The sequence below is a fragment of the Paenibacillus sp. JCM 10914 genome, from assembly GCF_001315105.1.
GTDB lineage: Bacteria > Bacillota > Bacilli > Paenibacillales > Paenibacillaceae > Paenibacillus_AQ.
The window spans coordinates 356,012-373,178 of record NZ_BAZR01000002.1 but is presented as its reverse complement, the minus strand read 5'-3'; the positions used below and the strand labels follow the sequence as shown (position 1 = coordinate 373,178).

Annotated in this window: 12 protein-coding genes and 2 pseudogenes; 6 read left to right on the top strand and 8 right to left on the bottom strand. The window is 48.6% G+C overall.

The annotated features are described in order from the left end of the window. Positions 1 to 204 precede the first annotated feature (204 nt). The gene (locus JCM10914_RS29185; RefSeq protein ID WP_023958140.1) at positions 205 to 372 is read left to right on the top strand and encodes a hypothetical protein; all 168 of its coding nucleotides are present in this window, start codon (positions 205 to 207) and stop codon (positions 370 to 372) included. Between the two features lie 56 nt (positions 373 to 428). Here JCM10914_RS29185 and JCM10914_RS05005 read toward each other — a convergent pair whose 3' ends face one another. After that, complete coding sequence (locus JCM10914_RS05005) at positions 429 to 1,157, bottom strand: metallophosphoesterase (RefSeq protein ID WP_036717095.1); 729 nt, start codon at positions 1,155 to 1,157, stop codon at positions 429 to 431. Further along, positions 1,132 to 1,791 carry a bis(5'-nucleosyl)-tetraphosphatase (symmetrical) YqeK gene (gene yqeK / locus JCM10914_RS05000; RefSeq protein ID WP_023958136.1) on the bottom strand — a complete coding sequence of 220 codons (660 nt, stop codon included), beginning with the start codon at positions 1,789 to 1,791 and terminating at the stop codon, positions 1,132 to 1,134. The genes JCM10914_RS05005 and yqeK overlap by 26 nt, the downstream gene beginning before the upstream one ends. A gap of 230 nt (positions 1,792 to 2,021) precedes the next feature. Between yqeK and JCM10914_RS04995 the strand changes: the two genes are divergently transcribed. The 4 genes from JCM10914_RS04995 to JCM10914_RS04980 all read left to right on the top strand — a co-directional run bounded on the left by JCM10914_RS04995 (position 2,022) and on the right by JCM10914_RS04980 (position 6,517). Continuing rightward, positions 2,022 to 3,278, top strand: a complete 1,257-nt coding sequence (locus JCM10914_RS04995; RefSeq protein ID WP_023958134.1) for an ABC transporter substrate-binding protein — start codon at positions 2,022 to 2,024, stop codon at positions 3,276 to 3,278. A gap of 68 nt (positions 3,279 to 3,346) precedes the next feature. After that, positions 3,347 to 4,306 (top strand): carbohydrate ABC transporter permease, encoded by a 960-nt coding sequence (locus tag JCM10914_RS04990; RefSeq protein WP_023958132.1) that lies wholly within the window; start codon positions 3,347 to 3,349, stop codon positions 4,304 to 4,306. Between the two features lie 15 nt (positions 4,307 to 4,321). Further along, positions 4,322 to 5,143: a carbohydrate ABC transporter permease gene (locus tag JCM10914_RS04985; protein ID WP_023958130.1), complete on the top strand. Its 822-nt coding sequence runs from the start codon at positions 4,322 to 4,324 to the stop codon at positions 5,141 to 5,143. A gap of 144 nt (positions 5,144 to 5,287) precedes the next feature. Continuing rightward, the gene (locus JCM10914_RS04980) at positions 5,288 to 6,517 is read left to right on the top strand and encodes an aminopeptidase (protein WP_023958128.1); all 1,230 of its coding nucleotides are present in this window, start codon (positions 5,288 to 5,290) and stop codon (positions 6,515 to 6,517) included. A gap of 165 nt (positions 6,518 to 6,682) precedes the next feature. On the opposite strand, the gene JCM10914_RS29730 is transcribed toward JCM10914_RS04980, so the two are convergent. Together JCM10914_RS29730 and JCM10914_RS29725 are read right to left on the bottom strand one after the other, a co-directional pair. Beyond that, the gene (locus tag JCM10914_RS29730; RefSeq protein WP_023958126.1) at positions 6,683 to 9,862 is read right to left on the bottom strand and encodes an S-layer homology domain-containing protein; all 3,180 of its coding nucleotides are present in this window, start codon (positions 9,860 to 9,862) and stop codon (positions 6,683 to 6,685) included. After that, positions 9,859 to 11,892, bottom strand: a complete 2,034-nt coding sequence (locus tag JCM10914_RS29725; RefSeq protein WP_023958124.1) for a lamin tail domain-containing protein — start codon at positions 11,890 to 11,892, stop codon at positions 9,859 to 9,861. Before JCM10914_RS29725 ends, JCM10914_RS29730 begins: the two co-directional genes overlap by 4 nt. A gap of 437 nt (positions 11,893 to 12,329) precedes the next feature. Here JCM10914_RS29725 and JCM10914_RS04970 point away from each other — a divergent pair, with 437 nt between their 5' ends. Then, complete coding sequence (locus tag JCM10914_RS04970; protein ID WP_023958122.1) at positions 12,330 to 12,740, top strand: hypothetical protein; 411 nt, start codon at positions 12,330 to 12,332, stop codon at positions 12,738 to 12,740. Positions 12,741 to 12,819: 79 nt separating this feature from the next. Here JCM10914_RS04970 and JCM10914_RS04965 read toward each other — a convergent pair whose 3' ends face one another. From JCM10914_RS04965 to JCM10914_RS04950, 4 genes and pseudogenes are all read right to left on the bottom strand, one after another. Further along, a complete protein-coding gene (locus JCM10914_RS04965; RefSeq protein WP_023958120.1) occupies positions 12,820 to 13,389 on the bottom strand; it encodes a DUF1697 domain-containing protein in 570 nt (189 codons plus the stop codon). 19 nt (positions 13,390 to 13,408) lie between these two features. Further along, positions 13,409 to 14,808 (bottom strand): annotated as a pseudogene (locus JCM10914_RS04960) (protoporphyrinogen oxidase). A 356-nt stretch (positions 14,809 to 15,164) separates the two neighbouring features. Further along, a pseudogene (locus JCM10914_RS04955) lies at positions 15,165 to 15,901 on the bottom strand (GTP pyrophosphokinase family protein). A gap of 596 nt (positions 15,902 to 16,497) precedes the next feature. Beyond that, positions 16,498 to 17,160, bottom strand: a complete 663-nt coding sequence (locus JCM10914_RS04950) for an acyltransferase domain-containing protein (RefSeq protein ID WP_023958110.1) — start codon at positions 17,158 to 17,160, stop codon at positions 16,498 to 16,500. Between the last annotated feature and the right edge of the window lie 7 nt (positions 17,161 to 17,167).

Below are 17,167 nucleotides of genomic sequence, written 5' to 3'. Positions count from 1 at the left end.
CTTGTATATAAACAGAAACAATCCTTCTTTATAAAAAATATACTTCTTCTATGATAGCAGACTACCCGAGTCCCGTTGAATACGTAACGATAAGAAAAACAGCATTTGATCCAGTCGAAGCAGATCAAATGCTGGTATTTTGCATAAAAACAGGACATTCTTGGCAGAATAACTTTGTCGTTTCTTGATAAAGGAGGTGCCATCATGAGCAAATCAGACCACAACCAACCGACAAAAGCGGAGGTTCAGACCACGAAGCTGAATCAAATGCCGGTTCCAGGGAAATTCGAAACCGAATTCTCTGCTGAGGAAGCAGCTGAGGTGTTCGAACAGCAACCGAATGCAGATCAACATGCTGAGAACGAACAATAATCGACCATAGCAACCCTGCGAATGATTAGCATGATGCCGATCAATCGTGGGGTTTCCTATTTCTTACCTTGATACTTCCCTGTTCTGATCTCCAGCACATACGTATCTGGATACGGCATGCCCGATTGAATTGCATCCTGAACGGCTTGTTCATTGTCGTAGGGAACCCGTATGAATTGTATAGTAAACGGTCCAGGCTCCTTGCTTTCGTAGTACCCCTCTAATATGACATATGAGGCTTCCGGCAGTTCGAGCGGGTTACCGACGCTGCCGGTATTAAATAGCGTTTTGCCATCCAGGTGTTGAATATAGGCATTATGAATGTCCCCGTAACCAACCACATCCGCCACGTATTCGCTTGCGCAAAGAGCAGAGCCGTGAAAGAGCGTTGCCTGCTTCTCCTTCTCGTCCCAAGGCTGTATCCGCTCATATACGCTGCGAGGCGATGCATGGAATAATCGAATGCGCTTGCCACTCATCACGAATTCAATCGTATAGGGAAGGTTGCCTAAATATTGCAGCCGCTCCCCGCCCAGCCTCTGCTGCTGCCATCGCAGCGCGGTATCGGTTGTATCCTTGCCAATGAAATCATCCCAATTGCCACGAACGACTTGCTGGCAATGCGTTCGAACCAGATCCACCGCGACATGCCCATCCGGGCCTTTACCGGCCAGATCGCCCAGACAATAGATGGTGTCCACCCCACGCCGCTTAATGTCTTCCAATACGGCCCGCAGCGCCGGAATATTGCCATGGATATCAGAGATTAATGCTATCCTCGTTATCATACCCTTGCCTCCTTTCATCTCGACTCAGCATATCCTTTAAGTCATAATATGCATCTGCCAGCCATGGATGGATAACCCTTAGTGAGTCGCGTCTATCCCAGAGATATTGAAGATACGCAAAAGCGGCATGTTCAAGCGATTTATGTAATTGATCCTGTATAGTTTTTAAATATGGCGGGCACCCAACTTGATCCCATTCGATCTTGTCGGCGACGAAGACCACCCGGTCCAACCGTGATGAATTCCCTCTCAAGGTAGTATGGCAGCCTATCGCATGCAATATTTCCGTATCCGTAATCCCGAATAGATCCTCCGCCATGAATTGCGATATCTTCTGGTGAATAATCATCGGAAATTGTTCTTCCTCCGGGAGTACATCGATTCCAATCTCGCGAGCTACCTCCACTCGAGTATGACTGGGGAAGACAGCGCTTATATCATGCAGGTAACCTGCAAATTGTGCTGCCGTTGGATTTGCGCTATAGAGCGTGGCGATTCTTCGCGCTTCATCGCCTACCCTCAGTACGTGATCTGCTGTCTTCGGACACTGATGATCATTTAAAAAACGAAACACATCTTCACGAAGATGACCGGTCAGCACAGGTGTACGCAATTCTCGGTAAGTGTTCATCGTGAATGCCCCCTCAGCCATTAATTTTTTTGCCAAATCATTCGTATCTCTCCATAATAACTGAATTCAAATTAGGTTTGAAGTCTCATATGTCAATATTTACTTCACAAGTGAATGTTTCATTTTATAGTCAATGGTTTGTAAATTGAATCATATATTTGTAACAAGTGCTTGGTAAGTAAATAAGATTACGTTTGACCGACATTCACCATGTTAGGAGGCTGACAATCGTGAACACGCACAGGATGATTAGCTTGGGATTACTGGTTCTGATTATGGTAATTAGCGGGTGTGCGGGTCCTTCGTCAACGGAAAAGACGAAAACGCTTACACTCTGGTACTGGAATCGAAGCTTGGATGATGGAGTAATCAAAGCGGCCGAGCAGCAGTTCCCCGGCATCCGCATTAATGCCCAGAAGATTGGTGGCGATTTCAGATCCAAGATCAAGACGACGCTGGCGGCTGGCTCTGGCGGACCCGATATTGTAGCCATTAATGATTGGGTCGCGGAACTGTTCAACAGCTCCGAGCATTTCTACGATCTATATGATCTGGGAGCTGAAGAAATTCAACCAGACTACCTGGATTGGAAATGGAATCTGGGCGTATCCCCTGATGGCGTCATGGTGGCATTACCGATCGATACCGGTCCGACGGCTCTCTACTACCGGGCGGATTTATTCGAGGAAGCCGGTCTTCCTACTGATCCGGAGGCTGTGCATGAGCAGATGGGTACCTGGGACCAGTATTTTGAAGCAGGGCAACAGCTCCAGGAACACTTCAATGACCAGGTAAAAATGCTGGACAACATCAATAACATCTACACCCAATATATCGCCCAATCCGAGCACATCTACTTCAACGAAGACGGTACGTTTATCGGGGAAGACCCGAACTCGTCCATGAAACCCGCCTGGGACACCGCTGTCAAAGCTGCGGAAATGAAACTGAGCGCTAATGTGACAACTTCCTCCTCCGAATGGAATGCCGCGATGAACAACGGAAGGGTCGCCTCCTTCGTCGGTGCCGTATGGATGAAGGAAATCCTGATGGATGCCGCACCCGATACGGAAGGCAAATGGCGTACAGCCAGGGCTCCTGGCGGTGATGGGAATAATGGCGGCTCCTTCTTAGCCATTATGAATAATAGTCAATATCCCCAAGAAGCATTTGATGTCATTTCGTGGATCCAGAATCCAGACAATCAGGTTGAAGCGTTTACTAATATCAACCTCTTCCCTTCTGCGACCAAGTCTCTGGATACACCCATCATGAAACAGGAAGAGCCCTTCTTCGGCAATCAAGCAACCGGTGAGGTCTTCTCGGAATCGGCGCAGAACGTCAAATCTGTCTTCTTCGGCGACAAATACGCCAACATAAACGGGATTGTTGGACGCGAGCTGACATCAGTAGGCTTACAAGGGAAAAATCCGGACCGTGCTTGGGCAGATGCACTTGCCAGATCCAAGAAAGAACTGCTGCGGTAACTAAAGAAGATTCTTAAGCATTCCATCAATCATGTACTTAACAACGGTAAACAGGAGGTTGTTGTACCATGGGTAATCCGATGCTGAATCACACACCGACAGAGAAAGCTCCCTTACCGAAACGCCAAAAGTCCAAAGAACGTTTGACAGCACAGATCTGGAAACACCGCAAAGAATATTTGGCGATATCCCCGTTCTATATTTTGTTTGCGGTGTTTGGCTTGTTCCCGATTGCATTCTCAATGTTTCTTTCGTTCCAGAAATGGGACGGAATCGGCGAGATGACCTTTAACGGACTGAACAATTATCAATTCATGCTTACCGATCCAGAGTTTTGGAAATCGGTTGGCAACACGCTGTTAATCTGGATCTACTCTACGATCCCGATGCTGTTCATTGCGCTCGTCGTTGCTTTCCTGCTCAACGCTTCCTTCGTCCGGTTTCGCACCTTCTTCCGCATCGGTTATTTCCTGCCAAACGTCACGTCGCTCGTTGCGGTTGCCATCGTATTCGGCACTGTGTTCTCGAACAATTACGGACTGCTGAATTATGTATTGAACCTGATCGGGCTGAACTCCGTGGAATGGTTAAACAAAACCTGGGGGATTCAACTCGCGATCTCTGTCATGGTGATCTGGCGCTGGGCCGGATATAACGCCATCATCTATTTGGCAGGACTTCAGAGCATTCCCACTGTGCTCTATGAGGCGGCCAAGATCGACGGAGCCTCTGGTATTCAGTCCTTCTTCAAAATCACGATTCCGAACCTGCGGCCAATCATTTTGTTTACGGTCATTACATCTACCATCGGCGGCCTGCAAATATTTACGGAACCGCAAGTATTGGTAGGCAATGACGGCGGCGTAAGCGGCGGTGGGCTAACCGTCGTGCTGTATTTATATCGCGAAGCCTTCGTGAACAATTATTTTGGTTATGGTGCGGCTGTCGGTTGGGGCATGTTCGTGTTGATCGCGCTCTTTTCCATCGTGAACTGGAGAATGGTACAAGGCAATCCAGCCAAAGACTGATTAGGGGTGAATCGTATGTTCAAATGGAAATCCATTCTGCTGCATTTTGGGTTAATCGCCGGACTGCTCCTGTCGATTTTCCCCTTCTACTGGCTTATGGTCATGGCCACCCGCACCACGTCCGATATTTACAGTTATCCGCCAAAATTGTGGTTTGGACCGCACCTATTCGATAATATCTCACGGGTACTAAGCAGCATCGATTTCTTTGGTGCTTTCTGGAACACGCTGTTTGTCGCTTCGGCCGTAACGATTCTGGTATTGTTCTTCGACTCCTTGGCCGGATTTACGTTTGCGAAGTTCCAATTCCCGGGTAGAAAATGGCTGTTCGTGCTGCTCCTGGCCACGATGATGGCCCCGGCCCAACTCTCGCTGGTTCCTTCCTTTGTCATCATGGCCCAGTTCGGTTGGGTTGGCACGTTCAAAGCGCTCATTATACCGGGCATGGTGAACGCTTTCGGCATCTTCTGGATTCGTCAATACGCCTCGGAATCCGTGCCGTCCGAACTTCTGGATGCCGGCAAAATCGACGGTTGCGGCTTCTTCCGGCTGTACTGGAACATATCGCTGCCGATTCTGCGCCCCGCACTATCGTTCCTGGCGGCTTTTACCTTTATCGGAGTCTGGAACGACTATCTGTGGCCGCTCATTATTCTAAACGACGAGAGCAAGTTTACGCTTCAGGTCGCTCTCTCGTCCTTGAACGGAATCTATACCACGGATTATTCCATGGTCATAGCCGGAACTTTACTCGCGGTGATTCCATTGATCGTGATGTTCCTGTTCATTAGCAAACAGTTCATCTCGGACATCGCCGCAGGCGCGATTAAGAGTTAAGAGCAAGGGGCTGCCGAGGCGGTTAATCCGAGATCGGACAGCTCCTTTTTCTTCCTCCAACAGACCTCCGGGTATTCTCGTATGCAGTGTCGCAACTGAACATGATAGAATAAGATGTACATCTGAAATGGAGGAAAGCTACATATGGACAATTTCGAGAAAAATCTGGAGAAATACGCAGAGCTCGTTGTCAAGGTTGGCGTTAACATACAACCGGGCCAAGTTCTGCTCGTCAATGCTCCTATTGAAACCGTAGCGTTAACACGTCACATCGTCGCCAAGGCTTATGATGCCGGTGCCAAATACGTGCAAGTCGACTGGGAAGACGAAGCCGTTACCCGCATTCGATACGAGAAAGCTCCGGACGACTCCTTCGGCTATTACCCGCAATGGCAAGCCGATACGATGCAGCAGCTCGCTGAAGGCGGCGGCGCCATCCTGCGGATTAAGGTACCTGACCCGGAACTGTTCCGCGGCATTGATTCAACCAAAGTATCGACGGCGGTGAGAGCAGCGGCGGTGGCTAATGAGAAATATCAAGTCTATGTACGCAACAACAAGATCAGTTGGTCGCTTATCAAAGCTCCGACCCGGGCATGGGCGAACAAGGTATATGCCGACCTGCCGGAAGAAGAACGGGTGCCGGCAATGTGGGAAGCCGTCTTCCAGATGACCCGTGTCCACAGCGATGATCCTGTGGCCGCATGGCGCGATCATATCAGCGAATTGAAGCAGCGCCAGCACGCCATGAATGCGAAACGCTACAAGAGTTTCCATTATCGTGCTCCGGGTACGGATCTGCGCGTCGAGATGCCTGAGGGTTATCAATGGCTTGGCGGCGGTGATGAGAACGAATCAGGCGTATATTTTGTAGCCAATATGCCAACCGAAGAGATTTATACGATGCCGCACCGTACCGGCGTTAACGGAACCGTGACGAGCACGCTGCCGTTAAACCTGAATGGACGACTGGTTGAAGGCTTGAAGCTGACATTCAAGGACGGTAAGGTCACCGAGTACGATGCCGAATCCGGCAGAGAGCATATGACCACGCTGCTTGAAACCGACGAAGGCGCTTCTTATCTCGGAGAAATGGCACTCGTTCCGCACAACTCCCCCATTTCTCAGCTGAATCGGGTGTTCTACAACACCGGGATCGATGAGAACGCTTCGTGTCACTTTGCACTGGGCAGCGCCTATCCGGTCAACATCGAGGGCGGCACTAAGATGAGCAAGGAAGAACTGCTCGCTAAGGGCGCGAATGTAAGTTTGACCCATGTCGATTTCATGATGGGCTCCGCCGAACTGGATATTGATGGAGAACTACCCGACGGGACGGTTGAACCGGTATTCCGTGCGGGACAATGGGTTTGATTTCGTTCTAATACGATTTTCGAAACGGATATAACAATATGGACGAACAAAAGCTGATCAATGACCTGAACTGGGAAGCCCAGGGCTGGCCGATGTATTGACATAAGACAGGCACCCCCTAAAGCATGAGCTTTAAGCGGGTGCCTGTTTCAAACTCGCCTTACATTACTTCTGTACTTGCTCTAGCATACGAAGAATGACCATGACCGCTTCGGCCCGTGTCGTAACTTCCGAAGGTGCGAATCGATTGCCCGAACGTCCGTTTACAATCCCGTTCTCGGCGGCCGCTGTTATTTCCTTCGATGCCCAAGCTGGAATCTGGTCTTGATCGCGGAACCCAGTCTCACTCTGAAGACTGGTTAATCCCAAATATCTCACGATCATGACGGCCATCTCTGCCCGGTTAACCACAAGATTCGGTCTGAGGCTGTTATCGTGATAGCCATTCACGATCCCTTCATCCAAAGCCCACTGCAACGCATTCTTCGCCCAAGCACCGACCGTTTCAGAGTCGCTGAAGTCTGATGAAAGCTCATTCATCGCTGTTCCTTGCAGCGCCTTGGCCATCATGACGATAAATTCGGCACGCGTCACGCTCCGATCCGGCTTAAATGAACCGTCCGGATAGCCATTCACGATACCGAGCGTAAGTGCCTCTTCAATGGCGGTTGTAGCCCAATGTCCCTTGATGTCCTCCAGCTCCGGTACGGGTTGCGGCTCAGGCTTCTGCCCTTCCGTATCTTCCTTTGCTTTACGATGAATCGTTAACGTATAACTCTTCTTGTTGCCGTTCTCGGCGATGATGACCAGTTCAAGGACGTTATCGCCTTCCTTCAAAGCGATTTCACGATCCGGATTCAGCACCTCATTACCCAGCATGACCTTCGCTCCGTTATGTGCTACGTCGAACCTCAACTTAATCGATGACGATTCCGTAGCCAATCGATAACTCGTTATTTGTTCGCTGAATGCCGGAGTCAAGGCGGCAATGACGCCATCAATGACAATCTCCAGCGATTTCAAGCCGGCGTTGCCCGAACGGAAATCCGTCTCCATCGCTGGCGGATTCGTTGACGGAGGATCTACCGGATACGGCATGACAGATGCCGCATACGTTCGTATGGCCGCTTCCAATGCCAGTTGGGCGGACTCGACCTCATCCGCTGTCGCATCGGCTTGATTCGCTACAGAGACCGCAAGTGCAATCGCTGAACGGAACTGGGTCCTTGCGACAGCAGGATACTCTCCAGGCGCGTTCCCTTCCCTCGTAGAATCCAATTTCTGCTGTGCAGCTTCAATCAACGCCGTCAACTCGCTGCGATCGATGGCAGTCGTTATCGTCTTATGCAGTCCGGCACTCTCGCCTGCCTTATTATAAGCCTTGACCGTAAAATGATACCGGGTTCCCTGATCTAGACCCGTCACGCTGTGGGTGTATACGTCGTTCGTGACAGTAATCACAGGCTCCGTTCCCTGGTTCATATAGATGCGGTACCCTTCCACGCCAGCATTGGAAGCAGCTTCAGGCCATTCCAACGTTACCTGATTCGTTGATATATCGGCCGCTGTTAACTCGCCAGTCCCCCAAACGGGTGCATCAGGGTCCACTTCCGCAGCGGTATATACCTCAACTACTTCGCTTGGCGCTGACTCATGACCTTGCTCATCCTCAGCGGTGACATAGAACTCGTATCTCGTATCCGGTGTTAGCTCGCCCGCATCATATACGGAATCCGTTACGGATGCCATTCGTGCACCATCTTGATAGACATGATACTGGATCGATTGTCCTGGTTCAGTGTTAACCGGGTCCCATCCAAGCTTCACGGACGTTGAAGACACCTCTAACGCCGTTAGATTCGTTGGAGCAGCTAAATCTCCCTGCTCATTGGTTGTGAACGTCCAGACGTCCGACACCGTTCTTCCGCCGAATGCATCCTCGGCAATAGCATACCAAGCATAGGCCGAGTTAGGCTGAAGATCACTCCATGACTGCGTCGCTTCGGAACCGCTGGCCACTTGTTGTATATCGCCAATCGTTGCAGCCCTCAGATGATTCACCTGGATGGTATCCGTTGCGACTCGCTTGACGTGTGGCTCCAGATCCAGATTGATGATAAATTCGTCACGACCATCTTTATAATAGTTATATTCGTCCTTATACGGCGAGTACGTATTCACATAAATCTGATTATGATCTTGATCTATATGCAGCAATCTCATAAAGCCCATGCCGCCTTCTGCATGCCCTTGATAATCGGCAAGCATCTGATAGACCGTCCGATCCGGCGTTCCGTCCCCGTTATCGTCCAGGTTATCCTGTTTGAGACTTGCTCCTGTGTAGTGACCGCTAAGGACGGCTACCACGTTCGGGTTCGGAACAACGACCTGTTCGAACAGCTTATTGCCGATCGCAGAGCGATTGCCGTTAGCCAGCATATAATCATGGAAACTGAGGAAGGCAATCCGGTCCGGATGTTCGGCCAGCACTTCGTTCATCCAGGCAATATCCTCATCTTCAATGCCCCATCCCATGTACATCATTATAAAGTCATTACCTTCAACCGAGATCAAGTCATAATGACCGCGGTTATCTTTATATGATCCTCCGTAATATGGTTGATTCATATAACGGGCTTCTCCGAAATATTGACTGTAGGTCGTATAATCCCAGTCGTAACTTCCCACATCATGATTACCGGCCAGCACGCCATGCGGGAGGTTCGCATTCTCCAGCAACTTCATGTATTCATCCGCCCGTTTCCATTGATACTCCGCGGTCGGATCATTCACGATATCACCGGTATGGAACAGATATTTGATGTTCATCTCATCGATGGAATCCACGATCCAGTCGAACTGCTGCTGTTGAATGTGTGGATAAAGTTCCGTCAAGAACTGCGTATCCGATACCCAGGCAAACGTGTAGTCATATTTGTCGCGTGTAGGAATTTCATCCTGTACAATGACGTCCACTTGTCCGTTACGGACATAATCGTCAACAGCCAATTCTCCAGCCAGCGTAAAATCATCTTCCGACTTCGCGATATGATTCGCGATCGCCGTCCACTGGTTCGTGGCATGATTAAAACCATACATCGTTACCTTGCGTCCTTCAAGCGTGTGCCCTTCCCAATTCACTTCGATCTGATCGCCTGGCTCAACCTGATGTTGGAGCTCTACTTCGAAGCGAATATAGGGAAACTGATTGGTTGAATCCACCGTTACATATTGATCATTCGATTCGGCGATGGAGACCCGTTCTTCTTTCGTCAGTTCCGTCTCGCCCGCAGGCGTCTGCTCCTTGGGCGGTTCCTGATCCGTTGCATTCTTGTATATCCTCACATGCTCATGCTTAGAGCGTTATACATGTAGGCCTGATGGAAGGATACCTCCAGCGGATCATCCGTCGGATCGCTAACCTGAACCTTCAACTCGGCGGTCAGGCCACTCAAGGAATCGCGATCAGTTGGCGATACGAGAACAGGGGCGTTCGGATGCTCCTCCGGTGTATGGAACGCAACCGTTCTCTCCGAACGGTTTCCGTGTGTATCGACGGCCGTCACTTCTAGTTTATGCTCACCAGGGGTAAGCTCTGCGGAAGAAGTGTGGAATGGCACAGCAATCGGCTTGCCGTCCAAGTTCACCGTTACGTTCTCAACGTCTGATACGGCATCAAGCGCAGTGACGTTGATTACGATGTTGTCCCTGTACGTCCTTCCATCTTCCAGCGATATATCGATCTCAGGTCCGTTGTTATCTACCAGTACCTCAACGGATACCTCAGGCTGATTATCCGCCGTCAAGGAGATCGTATACGGACCGTCGGCCAGTCCCGCCGTATCCCAGCCGTAAGAGACCGCGTTCAACTTGTCGGCAGGAATTGCGAAGGTGAACGGCACGAATGGCAAAAAGCGTCCGTCGTCACCAAGATCATAGATTTGGGACGGGTTATTGTTGTTCGGATCGGTGATCACCGTTCCATCACCAAGCAGCAGTCTTATGTTACGGGCATTGAAGTCGTCCAGATTGCCGGTCGGCTTATCGTGGTCAAAATAGGTTTTGTCATTGTCGCCGGCACGCAGCGTGATTGTGTTAGGACCTGCTGTCAGCCACTGCGGATCTATCGGTGCCACGATCGTCTGATACCCGTCAATATTCGGCTCGGTTTGGTACAGGATGTCATTCCCGACGGTGACCGTGTTAATGCCATCGTCGATACCGTCCGCTTCAAACAGGAAGTAAGCGGCATATTCCAGCGCAGGCGTTCCTTGAACCGGTTGACCAGCTACCGTCATTTGCAGGTCCGCCGGGACGGCGCCATCGGCCGCACCCCGAAGATACGTGACTCCGCTGACCGTCTGCTGCTCCTCCACATTCAGCCGTATGGATGAGCCGTCGCCTGTCAGATCAACGGTATATTTCTCGCTCTCAACCTCATTGAACGTATTGGACACGGTAAAGAAATATTCCAGTTCCTTCTTACCGAGCAGCTCCAAGTAAGGGATGGTATAGCGATATCCTTGTTGTTCATCGCCTACGAGCTGTGCCGTTTGATAATCGCCTTGTCCATCCGTTCGATAGGAGAGCTCCAGCGTAGTCACCCTGCGCTGATCATGAGCTTGTGCGGAAATCTCCAAATTTTCACCAGGAGCAATGCTCGTTGTATCCGTCCAATTGATAACGGTCGGCTCTTGCGAGGTATCAATATGTACCGGTGAATCAGGTACGATAGAATGTGCTAATGAACCTGGTGTTGCCTTATGTTGCAGATAAGAGATACGCTGCATCTTGATACTGCCGTTCTCGGGATACTTGTAGAAGATTCCGAGATCCTCACCGTTTTGAACTTCCCCGTCATTATAAAAGGCCGACACAACAGGCTGCCCGGTATTCGTTACGATCAGCAGCTCCCTCATACGCGAGTTGGACATGCCGCCGGAGAATATTTTGACAACTTGCGTATTCTCGGTCAGATTCGTGCCGTAATTGCCATTGAAATCGTCAATCGTCGATTTCGCGTTCTGGGCGTTAATAATCCAGAATACGAGCGTCTCTCCGGATGGAATCGTTACCTTATCCGGAACATGCGCCCACAGCGTATCGCTCTCGAGATAGCGGTAGCGAATTTTATAATTGCTGAAATCGATCTCTTGATCGGTATTGTTGTATACCTCAATAAATTCATATCCATCGGCCGTGCCTACATTCGTGGAATCAGGTACAAGCTCGGTAATTAATAATTCGGGTACCAATGGCTGTGCTTTCGTTGTTTGCGCTGACGCTTGATCAAGGCCCACGGTAAGCGAACCGGATGCAACGATGCAAAGAATCAAGAAATACATCAGAAAGCGATTTAAGACGATCTTAGACAATGGAAAACCTCCTAGAAATGATTTGTTGTACCATTCTCAAGTTCCCAATTCTCCAGGTCTCCATGGGATAGCCTAATCAAAAATAAAGCGTTTACATTACAAAATCCTCACATCTTCATGCTATACATCCTCGCGCTCTTGGTGCTTGACACCCGGCACAGGATGAGGTGAATCTAGCAAGTCATTCATCACCTCCCTGATTCATAATTGCATATTTCTGCCGCTTTTTAAACCACTTTATGTAAAATGTGAGAAACGATAGAATAGACCTATACTTTCAGCAAACACTTGCTTCTCAAGCACCATAAGTCATAGTTAGCTTGGTCTATTCAAGGATGAGGTGTCCTTTCACATAAGTTGATTATATGATCCCGATTTACATATGATGGAACCCTGGATCGATTTGTATCGTAATAGATCTGTAAGGAGTGGTGATTTTGTTCTGGATTATTATGGGAGTTGCTTTTGCTTTATTGGGCAGACATACGATCAAGGAACCCGATTCGGATTGGGCGAGGTGGTTATCGAGAATTCCCGAGGATGTGGAGCAGACCGATGTAGATTTGCTACGGATGCAGCGTGGAGGCATTCTTTCGATTGGTTTTGGGATCTTACTATTTCTGATTGGTATATCAGAAGTAGTCCATCTGTTCGCTTTCGGATTCATGGCTGCCGTCATTCTGATTGCAATCGGTATTTCCCTCATTCGATATCGACAATCCTGGTTATACAAAAATTTAGGCGATGGCGGCGATCAGTACATGAGAATTAAATACTTCAAGTTTGCCGGGACGGTCCTGCTTGCGTTAGGTACTCTCGTCATGGTGCTATGCTTCCAGTTTCTCTAGTCTCATGCTAAAAAAGAACAGATGGATCGTCGCACCGACGTGTCCATCTGTTCTTAGCGTTATATTTAGTTCCAGTCCGCTACTCATCCTCTCGAATACCATTGGCCAACTGGAGCAACTTGTTCATCGTTTTCCAATTCCGCATCGTTTGGGGTTCTCCCAGCTTATGGAGCTGACCGGCCAGCTTCGAATGACGTACGCTATCCCTGAAGAGCAGATAGGCATTCTCTCCTGCTACCTCAATCCGTTCATAATCATTCACATAAGATTGAAGCAATGCTAGTCTATCATCTGTTGCAGGTTCAGACAGCATCACAACATACAGGCTTTCATGTTCCGAAGCATTTGCCGCCTCCAGGATCCACTCTTCCGGAAATGGGCATGAACTAACGATTTCTTCGATTTCGCCTGCTGTCCTCAGAATGACAGGGACTGAAAAACCGAATTCGTTCAGAATTGCCTCTTCGATCTGCTCATGCAGGGACTCCTTTTTCTCCCATGATTGAAACAAGACGTTGCCGCTCTGTATATAAGACTGTACGTGATCATAGCCAAGGCTGTTGAACAAAGCACGTAAATCCGCCATCTTGATCTTATGATGTCCGCCAACGTTAATACCGCGGAGCAGCGCAATATAAGTTGTCATCATCACCCACCGCTTCCTTCATTCAAGATTTCGATGCTTGCTCCATAACCAGCCGCGCACTCTGTTCACCGTTCGCAATGCAATCAGGAATGCCCACACCATAGTAGGAACAACCGGCGAGAATGACGCCAGGATAGTAGGTGTCCAGCTGTTGTTCCAGTGATTCTACGACCTGTCTGTGCTGTAAATGATAGTTCGGCATATTGTCATGCCATTTCGTTACCTCACAAGATACGGGCTCTGCCGTAATACCTAGACTTTGTCTGATATCACGTAACGCGACCTGTCCCAGTTCATCATCCGAAAGCTGAATCAAGCGTTCATAGTTCGGATTCGAGCTCTTGTAGAACAGGCGCATGAGCAGCCGGTCATTCTTCGAAGTATGCTCCCATTTGCGGCTTGTCCAGGTACAAGCGTCACATTTCAAATCCGTACCTTCCGTCGTAATGAAGCCTGTCCCGTCATAAGCCAGCTCACTATCCTTAATATCGAAGCCGACGTATACGCTGATTAGTGATTTGGTGATTAGCTGATCGAAATTCTCATCCAGCCGCGGATCTTGCAGGATCGACTGCGCAGCTGATGCAAGCGTACTAAGCACTACATAATCCGCTTCAAGCTTTATGCCGTCAGTCAGAAGCACCTCGTACCCGTTAGCCGTTTTTTCCACCTTTTGCGCCATTCGCCCTGTGTAAATCTCTGCCCCCGCGTTGATACAATGCTGCTCCAGCGCTTCAATCAGAACAGCCGAACCGTTATCGAACGACAGAAACTTTTTGTTGCCCGCTCCCAGATACTTTGCTTTATTCTCCGCCAGCCCCTCATAATACTTCCATACTGATCCTTGTAATCAAGCAGGAACGGAAACGTGGAGGCTATCGTTAACTCATACAAGTCTCCTGAATATACGCCCGAGATGACCGGGGCAATCTGTTTCGCGACCAGTTCCTTGCCGAGGAACGCTTCCAGAAAATGACCAAGCGAATCGGTCTTCGTGAACGACTTGTTCGGCGTATAATAGTCCTTCAAAGCCTCAACTTTGCCTTCGGCAGAGACAAGTTCACTCTCAGCCAGAGCTTGCATGCTAAGCGGGATGCCAAATACACTTTCTTCCGGGATCTTCTTCAGTCCCTGGTCGGTATAGATAAACGAAGTGCCTGTGGCGTTATATACCACGCGACTCGTTAATTGCAGCTCGTCGAGCAGCGGAGCTACGTTGCTCTTGCGTGATACGATGGAATCCGCACCCGTCTCCATAATGAAGTCGCCTTCATGCACCGTTCTGATTTTGCCGCCGAGCGCTTCGCTCGCTTCAATCAAGATCAAGTTCATTTGTTGCGCCTGACGCTTCCGCTCTTTTTGCAGATAATATAGGGTAGAAAGTCCGGTTATCCCTCCGCCAATCACTACGGTAGTTGTCATTACTGTACACCTCAGTCTATGTAAGTCTCTTGGTTCTAATTTCAAATGTTGTACCTTCTATTATATTAGTTATTGCGCAAAAAACAAAAACTCCGCGAGCATACGCTCACAGAGTTTTTAAGGAGTGGGAAGCGGTTCATTCAATCCATGCAATCTTGCAATTGCTAGGCTAACCATTTCGGAATATTTCAGGCTGGGCCATCTCTATTCCAGATTAAGTTCTCCATGGGTATCTACATCCTTTCGGCATTTCCGACTAACGTCATCTTTTCCGTCTGGTATGATCGACTTCCACTTCCCACTTAGGATATATATACCCGGTGACAGAAGAATGAACCACTACGATCCAATTTCTTTTAATCGTTCAGAATTTCAAGCAAACCAGCAGGTAGCTGGTATTTACGGTTGTTAATCTGAATGCTCTTCAGGTCCTCTAGCAGTGAATCGTCAGAATGTGAATCTTTGATGGCCTGCACCTCAAGATGCAACTGCTCCATCTGGCGATCCAGGCATTCGCCGTATCCGCAGCGGACTTTAACTCTTCCAGGAGCCGTTCTGGAACGGATTTATTGTATTTGTAGAAGATCTTATGCTCCAGGCTCGCCCAGAAATCCATCGCAATCGTACGGATCTGAACTTCCACGCATACCTTCTCCACCCGGTCTGAGAAATAGACAGGTACTTGGACAAGCAGATGCAGACTCTGATAACCATTCGGTTTAGGATTCTGGATATAGTCCTTTACGTCAAGAACCGTCAAATCACTCTGATTCTGGAGCATTTCGCTAATTTTATAAATGTCGGATATAAAGGAGCATGTAATTCGCAAGCCCGCGATGTCCTTGATCTGCTCCTCAATGGACGATAAGGATATATTCCCCCCTTTGCGAATCAGCTTCTTCATGATACTTTCCGGTGTCTTCAATCGAGATTTCGTATGTTCAATCGGGCTATAATCATGAAGAGCCTGGAACTCCTCTTTCAATATTTCCATTTTGGTTTCGATCTCATCTAATGCGAATTTGTATTTCATCATAAATCGGGTAATTTCATTCCGAATGATTTTGAGCTGTTCGATTTGCAAAGAATTCATGGGATACTTCCTTTCGATTGTGTGATTCAGAGTCGTTCCGACTCGATCGTTCTGTTCCCTCTCTAAATATTAGTTGAAAAGGAGGGGTGCCTGCAACTTTAGTGCGATAACGCCAAAAAGACGGGGCAACAAAATTGTCGCCCCCGTCTTCATAAAATGCCGATATGCTGTTGTTTGATTTGCTTTACGTCCATTACGATTATTGAGCTTGAGCGTGTTCATTATTTCTCGGGCAATCGCAAAATAATATCGGTTTCGACACCGAGCCGCGCTCTGCAATCATGTCGTTACCCGCTCCATTTTTATTTTGGATATAACCTGCTCCAGTCTGCTCTTATCCTTGTGGAAAGGACTCAACACGGTATGGATGCTCTGGACTCCGTCCGGGACAAATAATGGATGATTGTGCTTTATGAAGGTTGCAAGGGTTCCCCCTGGTCCCAAATCCACAAAAATCTTATCCTCCAGGGGCAACAAAGAATTCAAAGCCTCGCGAAACCGGATTGGTTCTCGCACAACATTCCATAAATATGCAGGTTCAAAAGAAGCGCAGCTTCCTCCCGTTAGAGATGATATGACTGCTGATTGAGGAGACTTTAAGGAACACGAGGCTGCATAACGCTGATATGGCGCTCCGGCAGGATCGATCCATTTAGAGTGAAAGCATAATGAATAGGTAATCGCTGATACATTACTCTACGAGCTTTGATATAAGACTCCGCTTCGGAGAGGCCTGCTGCTCCTCCTGAAACGACAAAATGAGTGTCAAAATTAACGGAAACCAGCTCACACTTCCGATAAAGCTCCGGTTCGTTATGGAACAGCGACACTTGATCAAGGATAGCCATCATGCCTCCGGGTTCACAATGGTTCTGAATGATATCTGCTTGCACGACCAGACTCTCCAATGCGGAAGCGTAATCCAGCGCTCCGGCAACCGTACAAGCCGCAAATTCGCCCAGACTGGTGCCTAGTACATAATCGGGGTAGATCTGTTGCTCCTTGAATACTTGAGCTAAGGCATACTCGATCATGAATATAGCGGGATGCGTGAGTTGCAATGAATCAAACGGTTGACTTATTGGATAATCCTTACCGTACAGCTCGTCGATGACCGAGTTCCCAGTAATCCCATAATAATGTTGGTCCAGATGCTGCATCCAGTGACGGAACACCGGTTGATCCCGAAATAAATCCTTGCCCATCTGGTAGTATTGTGAACCTTGCCCGGAAAACAAAAATACGATGGATTTCCCCACCTTCATT